Origin of the sequence: Streptomyces sp. NBC_00704, from assembly GCF_036226605.1 — a bacterium.
GTDB lineage: Bacteria > Actinomycetota > Actinomycetes > Streptomycetales > Streptomycetaceae > Streptomyces.
Map to the genome: position 1 here is coordinate 7,331,761 of NZ_CP109000.1, position 11,917 is coordinate 7,343,677.

The window sequence follows — 11,917 nt, forward strand, 5'->3', positions numbered from 1 at the left end:
CCGGCCCGGGCGCGAAGCGAGCAGGCGCCCGCCCGGTGCGGGCACGGGCCCGCTCTCCCATCGGCACCTCCGCGCAGCAAGGGGCACGACACATGGCCGAGTTGACCCGCCGAAGACTGCTGGGCTCGGCCGCGGGCGCGCTGGGCGCCGCGGCCCTCTCCCTCCTCCCGCCGAGCGTCCAGAAGGCCGTCGCCGCCGGACGCCCCGACCGCGGATCCCTCGCCGACGTCGAACACGTCGTCCTGCTGATGCAGGAGAACCGCTCCTTCGACCACTACTTCGGCACCCTGTCCGGGGTGCGCGGCTTCGCCGACCCCCAAGCGCTCACCCTCGACACCGGACGCTCCGTCTTCCACCAGCCCGACCCCCAGAACCCGAAGGGCTACCTCCTCCCCTTCCACCTGGACACCCGTACCTCCAGCGCCCAGGCCATCCCGTCCACCAGCCACGCCTGGTCCGTGCAGCACGAGGCGTGGAACGGGGGCCGGATGGACCGCTGGATGCCGGCCCACCGCACGGCCGACGGCGCCGACGGCCCGTACGTCATGGGCTACTACACGCGCGAGGACATCCCCTTCCAGTTCGCCCTCGCCGAGACCTTCACCGTCTGCGACCACTACTTCTGCTCGGTCCTCGGCCCGACGTGGCCCAACCGCCTGATGTGGATGACCGGCAGCATCGACCCGGACGGCCGGGAGGGCGGCCCGGTCATCCGCAACTCCGCCCCCACGCCGTTCGGCTGGACGACCTACGCGGAACGGCTCCAGGCGGCCGGGGTGAGCTGGAAGGTGTACCAGCAGGAGGACGACTACGGCTGCAACCTGCTGGAGCAGTTCGCCGCGTTCCGGGACGCCCTGCCCGGCTCCGACCTGTACGAGCGCGGCGTCCGGCCCCAGCCGGAGGGCACGTTCGAGGACGACGCCCGCAACGACCGGCTGCCGACGGTGTCCTGGATCATCCCGCCCGGCCACCAGTCGGAGCACCCGGACTTCCTGCCGGCGGCCGGCGCGGCCTTCGTCGCCTCCAAGATCGAGGCGGTCGCCGCCGACCCGGCCGTCTGGGCCAAGACCGCGTTCATCCTGAACTACGACGAGAACGACGGGCTGTTCGACCACGTCCCACCGCCGACCCCGCCGGCCGGCACCCCCGGCGAGTTCGTCGCGGGAGCACCCGTGGGGGGAGGCTTCCGGGTCCCGGCGATCATCGTCTCGCCCTGGACCGTCGGCGGCTGGGTCGCCTCCGAGGCCTTCGACCACACCTCCACCCTGCGATTCCTCGAAACCGTCACGGGCGTCGGGGAGCCCAACATCAGCGCCTGGCGGCGCGGCGCGTTCGGCGACCTCACCTCGGTCTTCCGCTTCGACGCGCCCGAGCCGCTCGCGCCCGCGCTGCCCGACGACACGGCCGAGCAACTGCTCAGGGCGCAGGAAGAGGTCGCCACCCTGCCGAGGCCCGCGCTGCCGGGCGCCGAGCAGAGCTTCCCCGCCCAGGAGCCGGGCCGCCGCCCGCACACCTGAACCGCGCGACCCGACGTCGCGACCCGGCCCGCCCGCGCCGCGCCGCCGCCCGGCTTCCGCAGCGCCACGACGGCACACCCCCGCGACGCGCAGGCGTACGCGGCACGGCCCCCCGTCGCGCGGCGCGACCCGGCCCGCCCGCGCCGCGCCGCCGCCCGGCTTCAGCGCCGTTGCGGGCCTGCCCCGCGCGCCACGCGTAGCGCCGGCCGTACGCGGCACGGCCAGCGCGTGCCCGGCAACGCGCAGGCCGTACGTGGCACGGCCCCGCGTCGCTCGGCGCGGCGGCGCGACTCGGTCGGGCCGCGCCGCCGCCTGGCCTCAGCGCCGCTGCGGCCCGCCCTGCGCGCCCGCGTCGCGCCGACCGCACGCGGCACGGCTCCGCGTGCCCGGCGACGCGCAGGCCGTACGTGGCACGGCCCCGCGTCGCTCGGCGCGGCGGCGCGACCCGGCCCGCCCGCACCGCGCCGCCGCCCGGCTTCCGCAGCGCCACGACGGCCGGCACACCCCGGCGCGTCCCCGCGACGCGCGGCCGTACGCGGGCCCCCGCCGTACGCGGTGCCCGCCGTCCCGGTCGGCGCGCGGGTCAGTCGTTGCCGGCCGAGAGCGGGGGGCTGCGCGCGTAGACAGCGCGGCGCCTCGTGGCAGGAAGAACATGGCGCAGATCCGCAGCGGATCCGGCTCCCGGTTCTCCGCCATGTGCACGCCCTGCGGTCCGACCGGCTCGACGATGCATCCGCCCGCGGGCGTCACGCACTCGGAGCCGTCCGCCAGGGTCCGGGTCAGCACGCCGGCCGTCACCACGGCCACCACCCGGCCCTCGTGGTAGTGCCAGGGCAGCGACCCGCCCGGCGGGATCTCGTAGTCCGTCACGACGACCCTGGTCTCCCGCGGCGCCTCCAGGGCGAGCCGCTCGGTGAGGAGGCCGTCGGCCAGCAGCACGGGCGCCGGGCCGTCACGAGGGCCGGCCTCCGCGCGGTGCGCGGGTCCGGCGGCGGGTCTGGCTTCCGCGGGCGGGCGGCGGGTCACGCGGCGATCGCTCGGGAGAGGGTGGGCGGCCGGGGCGCCGGGGCCGGTCGGGCCCACCGGACGACGTAACCTGGCCGGGGTCATGTTCCGCTGGTCAGTGCGTTCCACGGACGTGACAGTAGCCCACCCGTGTGACAGCGCGGTGACCGGCAGTCAGGCCTCACCGACGGTGCCCGCGCCGCTCCGCTCCGCGATGCGAGAGAGACGCCCGGCACACGAGTAAGCCTCCGGCCACGTCTTTGCGTCCTCCAGAACGTGACTCGCGCGAAGCGTCGCGCGACGAGTGTGTGGGGGAGACCTTGAGCATCCTGCGTCCCGAAGTGGAACGGCCTCGCGACCGCGCCGCGCCCGACCGCGCCCGCGAGGACCGCGCCGGACACCACCGCGCCCCGGAGGACCGCGCCCCGAAGGACCGCGCCCTGGAGGATCGCGCCGGGCGGCGGCCGCGGCGCGGCGGCCGGGACGCGCCGCGCGACGGTGCGCCGTCCCGCGCCGCCCGGTTCGCCGGCCGCACCCTGCGGAACGAGTGGCACGGCATCGTGGCCGGCCCGCTGCGCGAGCTGCGCCGGCGCGGTCCCGGCGCGCTGCTGCTGGCCGTAGTGGCGTGCCTCGGCGTGATCTTCTTCCACGCCCTGGCCCAGCACCCCGCGGGCGCGACGGCCGTGCGCGCCGTCGGCGGCGTCCAGGGCGACGTGCCCCTGTGGCTGGCCCTGCTGCGCACCCCGGTGTCCCTCTACGTGCCCGCGCTCGACCTGCCCGTGTGGGCCGGCCTCACCCAGCTCTTCCTCGCCTTCGCCCTCGCCGAACTCGCCCTCGGCCGCCGCCGGACCCTGCTCGTCGCCTACGCGTCCACCCTGGCGGGCACGCTCTCGGTACGGGTGATGCTCGCGATGGGGCCGGGCTGGTGGGGGTTCGGCCTGCCGCCCGAGGCGGGCCACGTGCTCGACACCGGTCCGTCCGCGGCCGTCGTCGGACTGTTCACCTTCCTCTCGGTCGTGCGCCGCGCGCCCGTCGTCTTCCTGCTCACCGGCGGTTCGATGGTGCTGGAGTCGATCGCCAAGCCGAACCTGGCCGGTCGCGAGCATCTGCTCGCGGTGGCCGCGGCCCTCGTCATGGGCCTGCTGCACGAACGCGCCCGCCGCCGGGGGCGATCGCCGTCCCCGGGCTCCGCCCTGCCTGCGGGGGACGGTCCGGAGGCGGCGGTGAAGGGGCGCGCCGCCGGGCGTGTCTGAGATGTTGCTATGAATGCGTGGTGCGGTTGAACACTTCTGGGTCCGGCCGCGTATTGAGCCGGGGGATTTCCTGTCCATGGCCGCCCACGACGCGTAGGAGCACTCCTTGGTACACAACAGGCGCAGACGCCCGACGGGCGGACGACGCGCGACCTTCCTGGCCGCGGCCCTCATGCTGGGCGGCGGCGGCCTGATGGCGGCGAACGTGTACGCCTCGGCCACCGAGGACGGCTCCGACGGCAACACGACCCGGCGGGCCGGCAACAGCGCCGTCACCGTGGACTGTCCGGACGTGGGCAGCAAACTCACCGACGTGCCCGAAGCGGCGTCCGCCGACGTCGACCGCGAACTCGCCCGGCTCGACGAGCAGATCGCCGCGGCCTACCGCCAACTCCAGGACTCGGCGCAGGCCGTGCAGCAGGATGCCGGCTTCGCCGACAACGCGGTGATGAACCCGCTGAAGGAGAAGCGCGGCGCGACCCTCGAACGCATCGCGGTCGCCATCGACCGCGTCGGCGACCGCCCGGAGGGCCTGGAGTCCCTCGCCGCCTGCACCCTGCGCGCCTCGAACGACCAGGCCGACGGGGGCGCCGACGGCAACGGCGACGAGAACCAGGACGGCGGCCAGAACGGCGACCAGAACGGCGACCAGGGCCAGAACGGCGACGACGGCCAGAACGGCGACGGCCAGCAGGGCGGCGAGGGCCAGCAGGGCAACGGCGGCCAGGCCGGCAACGGGCCGGTGGCCGCGGACTACGCGGACATCAAGTCCGTCCAGCCCTCGCAGACCCCGGACCCGGCGTCCGGCCCCTCCCGCGGCACGTTCACGAGCAACTGCGGAGTCAACGCCAACGGGTTGTTCAACTCGGACAACGTGATCGTCGCGCCGGGCGTCTCCAACGGCGCCCACCACTTCCACGACTACATCGGCAACCAGTCCAACAGCGCCTTCGCCTCCGACGACGATCTGGCGAAGGCCGAGACGAGCTGCGTCGACCAGGGCGACAAGTCGACCTACTACTGGCCCGTCCTGCGCCTGCAGAACGGCGACCAGGAGCGGGACGCGGGCAGCCCCGGCGGCGGGGTCGAGGGCAACGCCGGCAAGATCGTCACCGCCAAGGACGTCACGCTGACCTTCGTCGGCAACCCGCGCTCCCGGGTCACCGCCATGCCCCGGCTGCTGCGCATCATCACCGGCGACGCCAAGGCCTTCGTCAACGGCACGGCCAACGCCAACGCCTCGTGGAGCTGCACCGGGTTCGAGGACCGCCAGCTCAAGGACAAGTACCCGCTCTGCCCGGCCGGCAGCGACGTGGTGCGCACCTTCCGCTTCCAGAGCTGCTGGGACGGCGCCAACATCGACAGCGCCAACCACCGCACCCACGTGGCCTTCGCCGCCGCCGACGGCTCCTGCCCCAACGGTTTCAAGGCGGTGCCGCAGCTGGTCCAGCGCATCGTGTACGACGTCGACGCGCCGAGCCTCCAGGACGGCGGCAGGACGACCCCGCTGTTCGCGGTGGACTCCTTCCCCGAGCAGCTGCACAAGCCGGTGACGGACCACGGCGACTTCATCAACGTCTTCGACGACAAGCTGATGCGGGACATGGTCGACTGCATCAACCAGGGCCGCACCTGCGGCGCCGGCGCGAAGCCGGGCGACGGCGGCGGCAACGGCGGCGACCAGGGCGGCGACAACGGCGCCGGGAACGGCAACGGCGGTGACGACGGGTCCGCGAACGCCGGCACCGGCGACGGCAACGGCGGGAACACCGGGAACGGCGGGAACACCGGGAACGGCGGGAACACCGGCAACGGCGGGAACACCGGCAACGGCGGCAACACCGGAGACAACGGCACCGCCGGCGGCGGCTCCGGGAACGACGGTTCCGCCAACGGCGGCAACGACGGCAACAACGGCTCCGGTGCCGGCAACGGCAGCGGTGACGAGGGTAAGGGGCAGGGGGGCGCGCAGCAGTCCCAGGCTCCCGAGTCGCCCCGAGCGCCCGCGAAGGCGAGCACCGCGCCGCGCGTCTACACCAAGCCCTCGCCCAAGGCGGCCGTCTCGGCCCCCGCGTCGGCGCCCGCCGCGGGCTCGGGCAGTGAGATCGGCGCCCCGGCGACCGCTCCGGAGTCCGCCGCCCCCACGCCCTCGTCCGGCGACTCCACGCCCCCGGCCGACACGGGCTCCGGCTCCGCCGTCGGCGGCACCGAGCCCCAGGCGGTCCAGGGCGGCCTCGCCGAGACCGGCGCCAACCTGTGGCCCGGCGCGCTGGGAGCCCTGCTGGTGATCGGCGGCTTCGTCGTCCTGCGCCGCAGCACCAGGCGCGCCTGACCCCGAAACGCACGAGCAGGGGCCCGTCGGACCGCCGACGGGCCCCTGCTCGTGTGCTTCCGTCCGGGGCGGGCCCGTCGCACCGCCGCACCCGACCGCGGGAGCCCGGTCACACCATGCCGCCCGGCCATGGACAATTGACCGAGATCGTCAGCGCTGTCGACGCACAACGAGGAGCCACGGAGCATGGCGGGCGCACGGTGAACGAGACACGTACGACGAAGTGGGCGCTGGCGCACATCGGCCCGTTGCGGCGGGACGCCGTCGCCCGCGCGCGGGGCTGGGCCCGGCTCGCGCTGTTCCTGGTCACCGGGTGCGCGGCCGTGGTGCTGGCGGGCGCGGGCGCGGGCGGCTGGCTGATCCTGCTCTCCGGGTTCGCGCTGCTCGCCGTGGCCGGGGCCGGCGTGTGGTGGATGCTGGCGCACCGGGGCGGAGCCCGCCTGTTCGGGGCCGTGGTGGCCCTCGCCGCGCCCGTGGGCGTCATGGTGCTGTACGCGCTGTCCGGGCTGTGGCCGGTGGCCGTGGGCGCGCTCGCCCTGTGGGCCGGCGCGCTGGCCTCGGCCCGCGCCTCGCTGCGCAGCGTGCGCCGCCCCAAGGGCACCCACGGCCGCAGGACCCCGCCGCCGCGCCGCCCGGTGCTGATCATGAACGTGCGCTCGGGCGGCGGCAAGGTGGTCAAGCACCGTCTGGTCGAGCGCGCCGAGGCGCTCGGCGCCCGGGTGATCGTGCTCGGGGCCGACGACACCTACACCGATCCGGCGGAGGAGGCCCGCCGGGCCGTCGCCGACGGCGCGGACCTGCTCGGCGTCGCGGGCGGCGACGGCACGCAGGCGCTGGTCGCGGCCGTGGCCGCCGAACACGACGTGCCGTTCCTGGTGGTCGCCGCCGGCACCCGCAACCACTTCGCGATGGACCTCGGCCTCGACCGCACCGATCCCGTGCTCAGCCTGGACGCCCTCACCAGCGGCGTCGAACTGCGCGTGGACCTCGGCGACGTCAGCGGGCGCGCCTTCGTCAACACCGTCTCCTTCGGCGCGTACGCGGAGATAGTGCAGAGCCCCGACTACCGCGACGCCAAGGCCGCGACCGCCCTCGACCATCTGCCGGACCTGCTCCAGGGCGACGCGGCGCCGGTCCTGCACGTCCGCACGGACGACACCGAGCTGCACGCCCCGCAGGCCCTGCTGGTCAGCAACAACGCGTACGCGCGCGCCGATCCGCTGGGCGGCGGCCGCCGCCCCCGGCTGGACGCCGGCCTGCTCGGGGTGATCGGCGTGCGGGTCGAGGGCGCGGCGCAGGCCGCCGAGATCGCGCTGCTGGGCGAGCGGGCGGGCGGCATCACCTCCGTGACCTCCCGGCGCGTCGTCGTCGAGGCCGACCGGGAGCGCATAGCGGTCGCCGTCGACGGCGAGGCCCTCGAACTGGCCACCCCCGTCGTCTGCACGGTACGGCCCGCCGCGCTGCGGGTCAGGGTGCCCCGGCACCGGCCGGGCGCCGCCTACGCTCCCCCCACGGTCGACTGGCGGCGGATCGTCCGCCTGGCCCTCGGCCGTCCCGACCCCCGCACCGTCAAGGAGGCCTACGATGTCTGACCGCCGCCCGAAGCTTTCCGCCCGGAGCCTGGTCACCGACCTCGTCACGCTGGACCAGGCCCTGTACGAGGCGGTCACCGTGACCAGGACGCCCACCCTGGACAGCGCCCTGCGCCGGCTGTCGGCGGCGGCCGACCACTCCAAGCTGTCCTTCGCCGTCGCGACCGCGCTGTCGCTGCGCCGGGGCCGCCCGCGCCGGGCCGCCGTGCTGGGCGTGGCCGCCATCGGCGTGGCCTCGGCGTCCGCCAACCTCCTCGGCAAGAAGCTGGTGCGCCGCCCGCGTCCGCACCGTGCCGAGGACTCACCGTTCCCGGGGCGGCACGTGCCGATGCCGCACTCGGCGTCGTTCCCGTCCGGGCACACGGCGTCGGCCGTGGCGTTCGCGGCCGCCGTGGGCCCCACCCTGCCGGTCGCCGCCGTCCCGCTGGGGCTGCTGGCCTGCGCGGTCGGCTATTCGCGGGTCCACACCGGCGTGCACTACCCCGGTGACGTGGTGGCCGGCGCCCTGCTGGGCACGGGCTCGGCGGCGCTGGTCGTCGGGCTGGCGGCCCGCGCGGCGAGGAGCTGAGCGGCCCCGCCGTCCGGGCCGGCCCGCCGCCCGCTCTTCTGCCCGCCTACCCCGCGGCCGTCTCGGGGCGGCCGCAGTGAAGGAAGAGGTGCGGCTCGGCCACGGCCTCGGGATGGTCGGGGGTGAACAGCACGTTCTCCTCGGCCAGCACGGTCAGACCCGCCCGGGTGACCAGCTCGACGAGCGCCTCGCCCGCGAAGCTGGTCACCCGCACCGGCTGCCCCATGAAGACGGCGTCGACGCCCTCGACGTCGAGCGGCACGGTCGCCAGCACCAGGCTGCCCCCCGGCCGCACGGCCCGCGCCAGCCTGCCGACCAGTTCCGCCTGCTGCGCGCGGTCCAGTTGCAGCAGGGAGAAGTAGACGCAGACGGCGTCCCACGAGTTCTCCGGCAACGGGAGTTCGCGTGCGTCGGCGCAGCGGAACCGCGCCTCGGGCACCTGCCGGGCCGCCAGCTCCACCATGACGGGGGAGACGTCGACGCCCAGCACCTCGTGGCCCGCACGGGCGAGGGTCTCGGCCGTCGGCCGTCCGGTCCCGCTGCCCACGTCCAGCACGCGGCTGCCGGGCGCGAGCCGCCCGAGCAGCCAGTCCAGCGAGGCGCGGTGCGCCCGCGAGTGAGCGAACGCCGTCTCGTAGGCCGGTCCCAGCGCGTCGAACACCCGCGCCGCGCGCCGTCCGTCGTGGTCCGTCAAGTCGGTCCCCCTGTCGTGACGTGCGGTTCCGGTCATGCGTTTTTCACTACCGTAAGTAACATGATCCAATCCTCTTGACGTGGAACCTACTCGCGAGTAGCCACGCCCCGGCACACCGTCGTTCCGTTCGGAGGACCCCCATGACCACTCCCGAGGACGCCCTGCAGGAGTCCCGCGCCGCTTACGAGGAGCACGCGCGCACCTGCCGCCAGTGTCACTTCGACAGGTCGCCCTGCGCCGTGTCCAAACTCCTCCTGCGCGCCTACAACAACGCCAGAAGGGCCCAGGTGCGGGCCGGATCCGCGGTGGGCTGAGCCAGCGGCGCCCGCGTCCTCACGCGGGCCGGACGGCGCCGCGCAGCGCGCCCTCGCCGAACGGGAGGATCGCCTCCTCGCGGATGGACGCGCCCGGGCCCGGTGCGTGGATCATCATGCCGTCGCCCGTGCACAGGCCCGTGTGGCGGAGGTCGTCGAAGAAGAAGACGAGGTCGCCCGGGCGCAGATCGGCCAGGCTGACCCGCGTGAAGGCCTTCGCCTGGTCGATGGCGGACCGCGGCAGGGTCACCCCGGCGGCCCGCCAGGCGGCCTGGGTGAGGCTGGAGCAGTCGTAGGACTCGGGGCCGGTGGCTCCCCACACGCACGGTCTGCCCACCTGGGCGCGGGCGAAGGCGAGCGCCTTGTCCGCCTTCCCCAGGTACGCCGTGCCGGTGGTGCGGGACGTCGCGTCGGCCGGGCCCGCGACCGGCGCCACGGTGGCGGCGAGCGGAACGGCGGGGGCCGCGGGGGTCGCGGGGGTCGCGACGGCGGGGTACCCCGAGCCGACGGTGATCACGTCCCACGCGGGGACGGTGACGCCGGGCCGGTCCATGGTGAGCGCGTCGGCCGCCGGGGCGAAGCCGTACTCGGGTCCCGTCGGCAGGAGTTCGGCCGCGGCCTGGCCCGGCGGGGGCCCGGCGACCACCGGGCCGGCGGCCGGCTGTCCGAAACCGCCCGTCAGCGCATCGGCGACGGACGCCTGGAGACCCGTATTCGCCATGGGGAGACCGAAGTCGGGCACGGGGTAGCCGGACGGGGCGGCGGCGAAGGCCGGTTCGGGGACCGGGTGGCCGTTCGCGACCGCGAGGCCGCCGGTCCCGCCGTCGGGCGTGAGGATGCCGGACTCCCATGCGCGCGGGCCCGGTTCGGGCAGGGCGGCGCCGGTCTGCGCCGCGAAGGACGCCGGTTGCGGCATGAGCGGGTCGGGGCCCGAGGCGGCGGGCGCGACGAGAGCGGCCTCGGACGGGGCGAAATTCGACGCGGGCGCGGCGGCCGGCGCCTGGGCGCCGAAGCCGGGGGCCGGGGCGGCGAAGGCCGGTGCCTGGGTGCCGAAGTCCGCCGTCCGCGCCGGGAAGCCCGACGTCGTGGTGACGGCGGCGAGCGGGCCCGTCGCGGTGAGGAGCGCGTCGGCGCCGGTGGGGTCGGGCGGACCGGCGGCGGGGCGGCCCGCCCACGCGGCCGTGATCTCCGCCCGGAAGGCCTGCTGTTCGGCGGTGTCCCAGGGTTGCTGAACCGGCTGGGCCGCGACCGCTTGGGCGTCGGGCACCGGCAGGACGGCCGTGGGGGCGGCTGCCGGGAGCGGGGCCGGGGCGGCCGCGGGCAGGGCCGGAGCGGGGCGGCCCACGGCGCGGGCCAGGATGTCCCGGGCCGTGGCGAGCTTGCGCCCGTTGCGCTCCTTGGTGCTCTTCAGCGAGGCCTGCCGGTCCGCGGGCGCGGCGGCGGCAGGGGCGGGGGCGGCGGGCCCGGCCGTGAGCGCGGGGAGGGCGGCCGGCGCCGGCGCCTTGGGCTCGCCCTGACGGGGCTCGGGCACCGCGGGCAGGGCGGCGACCGCGCGCCCGGTCAGCTCGGGCGTCCGTCGGACCCCGGCCTCGAGCTCGCGCACGACGGCGCTGTCACCGGGGCGCTCCGCGGCCGGGGCCCGCCGGGGTGCGGGGGTCGGCAGCCGATCGGTCGGCAGCACGGCGGGGACGGTGGGCCCGACCCGGTCGCGGGCCCGGTCGAACCACTGCCTGGCCACCGCGTCGAGCGAAGGATCGCCCGAGCGGCGTCCGTTGCCGGGGGCGGGAGGGGACGCCTTGCGGGAGCGGCCCGACATGGCGCGTGTCGCGTTGTAGGTGCCCGTGTCGCTCTCGGCCCGGTCGTAGAGCGAACTGACCCGCTGCTGGATCTCCGCCCGACTCGGCTCGTCGCTGCTGCCTGGGGAGCGCGGGCTGCGATCCGTCGCCATGGAAGACGTACTCCTTCCGTGCCCGCCGCGGTTGGGCGGCGGAATCGGGGCGACCCCTGTTGCGGGCGCCTCAAGCCCCCTGCCCTGACGGGCAGTCGAACGGCCTGGCGTCAACTTAGCCAACTTGTGTGCCTGGCGTGAAGATTGAGGTCTTAAATGTCCGATACGCAGTCGTGACCTTCGTCTCTCGCCCGCCCTCGCGCCGCTGGTCCGGGCGTCGGGGGCGGGCCCGTCACGACCGTCGGCGGCTCGCCTCGGCCACGGGGCGGCGGTTGCGGGCCGCCTCGTCCCGGGCCAGCAGGGAGAGCAGCGCCGCCACGCTCAGCCCCGCCTCGGCGGGATGGCGCAGCACCCGGTCGGGCTCGATCCGGTAGGTGTTGCCGCGCCCCTCCCGCGTGTGGGAGAGATAGCCGTCCTGCTCCAGGTCCGCGATGATCTTCTGCACGGCGCGTTCGGTGAGCCGGCAGTGCGCGGCGATGTCCCGGATGCGGGCGCTGTTGTCGTCCGCGATGACGGCGAGCACGCGCGCGTGGTTGGTGAGAAACGTCCATCCGTTGTGTGGCTCGGGCACCCCTTCCATGGGGCAATCCTATGTCCATGACTTCACGCATACAAATACCGGAACTATATTTCGTGTATTGGTTGACGTATGACGGGATGGGGAGCGACCCTGGTGGTGACATGTGGAGTGACC

11 protein-coding genes are annotated in these 11,917 nt (G+C 75.5%); 6 read left to right on the forward strand and 5 right to left on the reverse strand.

Features of this window, described 5'->3' with window-relative positions:
• Positions 1-92 precede the first annotated feature (92 nt).
• Entirely contained in the window at positions 93-1,517 is a 1,425-nt protein-coding gene (locus OG802_RS31805) for an alkaline phosphatase family protein (RefSeq protein WP_329416108.1), read from the forward strand.
• 318 nt (positions 1,518-1,835) lie between these two features.
• On the opposite strand, the gene OG802_RS31810 is transcribed toward OG802_RS31805, so the two are convergent.
• Positions 1,836-2,543: a cupin domain-containing protein gene (locus OG802_RS31810; RefSeq protein ID WP_329416109.1), complete on the reverse strand. Its 708-nt coding sequence runs from the start codon at positions 2,541-2,543 to the stop codon at positions 1,836-1,838.
• 80 nt (positions 2,544-2,623) lie between these two features.
• Positions 2,624-2,971, reverse strand: coding sequence for a hypothetical protein (locus tag OG802_RS36050; RefSeq protein WP_443055469.1), 348 nt, complete (start codon positions 2,969-2,971; stop codon positions 2,624-2,626).
• On the opposite strand from OG802_RS36050, the gene OG802_RS31815 reads away from it, so the two are divergent.
• The 4 genes from OG802_RS31815 (at position 2,852) to OG802_RS31830 (ending at position 8,267) form a co-directional block, all read left to right on the forward strand.
• Complete coding sequence (locus OG802_RS31815; RefSeq protein WP_443055470.1) at positions 2,852-3,775, forward strand: hypothetical protein; 924 nt, start codon at positions 2,852-2,854, stop codon at positions 3,773-3,775. The two genes, OG802_RS36050 and OG802_RS31815, sit on opposite strands and share 120 nt — an antisense overlap.
• A 193-nt stretch (positions 3,776-3,968) precedes the next feature.
• On the forward strand, positions 3,969-6,107 hold the full coding sequence (locus OG802_RS31820) for a DUF1996 domain-containing protein (protein ID WP_329417566.1): 2,139 nt from the start codon (positions 3,969-3,971) through the stop codon (positions 6,105-6,107).
• A 200-nt stretch (positions 6,108-6,307) separates the two neighbouring features.
• Complete coding sequence (locus OG802_RS31825; RefSeq protein ID WP_443055409.1) at positions 6,308-7,699, forward strand: diacylglycerol/lipid kinase family protein; 1,392 nt, start codon at positions 6,308-6,310, stop codon at positions 7,697-7,699.
• Positions 7,692-8,267, forward strand: a complete 576-nt coding sequence (locus OG802_RS31830) for a phosphatase PAP2 family protein (RefSeq protein ID WP_329416112.1) — start codon at positions 7,692-7,694, stop codon at positions 8,265-8,267. The genes OG802_RS31825 and OG802_RS31830 overlap by 8 nt, the downstream gene beginning before the upstream one ends.
• Before the next feature lie 46 nt (positions 8,268-8,313).
• Here the strand turns inward: OG802_RS31830 and OG802_RS31835 are convergent, their stop codons facing one another.
• On the reverse strand, positions 8,314-8,997 hold the full coding sequence (locus tag OG802_RS31835; protein WP_329416114.1) for a class I SAM-dependent methyltransferase: 684 nt from the start codon (positions 8,995-8,997) through the stop codon (positions 8,314-8,316).
• A gap of 104 nt (positions 8,998-9,101) precedes the next feature.
• On the opposite strand from OG802_RS31835, the gene OG802_RS31840 reads away from it, so the two are divergent.
• A complete protein-coding gene (locus OG802_RS31840; RefSeq protein ID WP_329416115.1) occupies positions 9,102-9,275 on the forward strand; it encodes a hypothetical protein in 174 nt (57 codons plus the stop codon).
• A 19-nt stretch (positions 9,276-9,294) separates the two neighbouring features.
• Here the strand turns inward: OG802_RS31840 and OG802_RS31845 are convergent, their stop codons facing one another.
• Positions 9,295-11,223, reverse strand: a complete 1,929-nt coding sequence (locus OG802_RS31845) for a C40 family peptidase (protein ID WP_329416117.1) — start codon at positions 11,221-11,223, stop codon at positions 9,295-9,297.
• Between the two features lie 232 nt (positions 11,224-11,455).
• Positions 11,456-11,803, reverse strand: coding sequence for a helix-turn-helix transcriptional regulator (locus tag OG802_RS31850; protein ID WP_329416119.1), 348 nt, complete (start codon positions 11,801-11,803; stop codon positions 11,456-11,458).
• Between the last annotated feature and the right edge of the window lie 114 nt (positions 11,804-11,917).

Excerpts from the sequence above, each read along its gene's own strand:
- OG802_RS31805 (WP_329416108.1), top strand. The coding sequence starts at position 93 with ATGGCCGAGTTGACCCGCCGAAGACTGCTGGGCTCGGCCGCGGGCGCG.
- OG802_RS31840 (WP_329416115.1), top strand. The coding sequence starts at position 9,102 with ATGACCACTCCCGAGGACGCCCTGCAGGAGTCCCGCGCCGCTTACGAG.
- OG802_RS31835 (WP_329416114.1), bottom strand. The coding sequence starts at position 8,997 with ATGACCGGAACCGCACGTCACGACAGGGGGACCGACTTGACGGACCAC.
- OG802_RS31830 (WP_329416112.1), top strand. The coding sequence starts at position 7,692 with ATGTCTGACCGCCGCCCGAAGCTTTCCGCCCGGAGCCTGGTCACCGAC.
- OG802_RS31850 (WP_329416119.1), bottom strand. The coding sequence starts at position 11,803 with ATGGAAGGGGTGCCCGAGCCACACAACGGATGGACGTTTCTCACCAAC.
- OG802_RS31845 (WP_329416117.1), bottom strand. The coding sequence starts at position 11,223 with ATGGCGACGGATCGCAGCCCGCGCTCCCCAGGCAGCAGCGACGAGCCG.
- OG802_RS31820 (WP_329417566.1), top strand. The coding sequence starts at position 3,969 with ATGGCGGCGAACGTGTACGCCTCGGCCACCGAGGACGGCTCCGACGGC.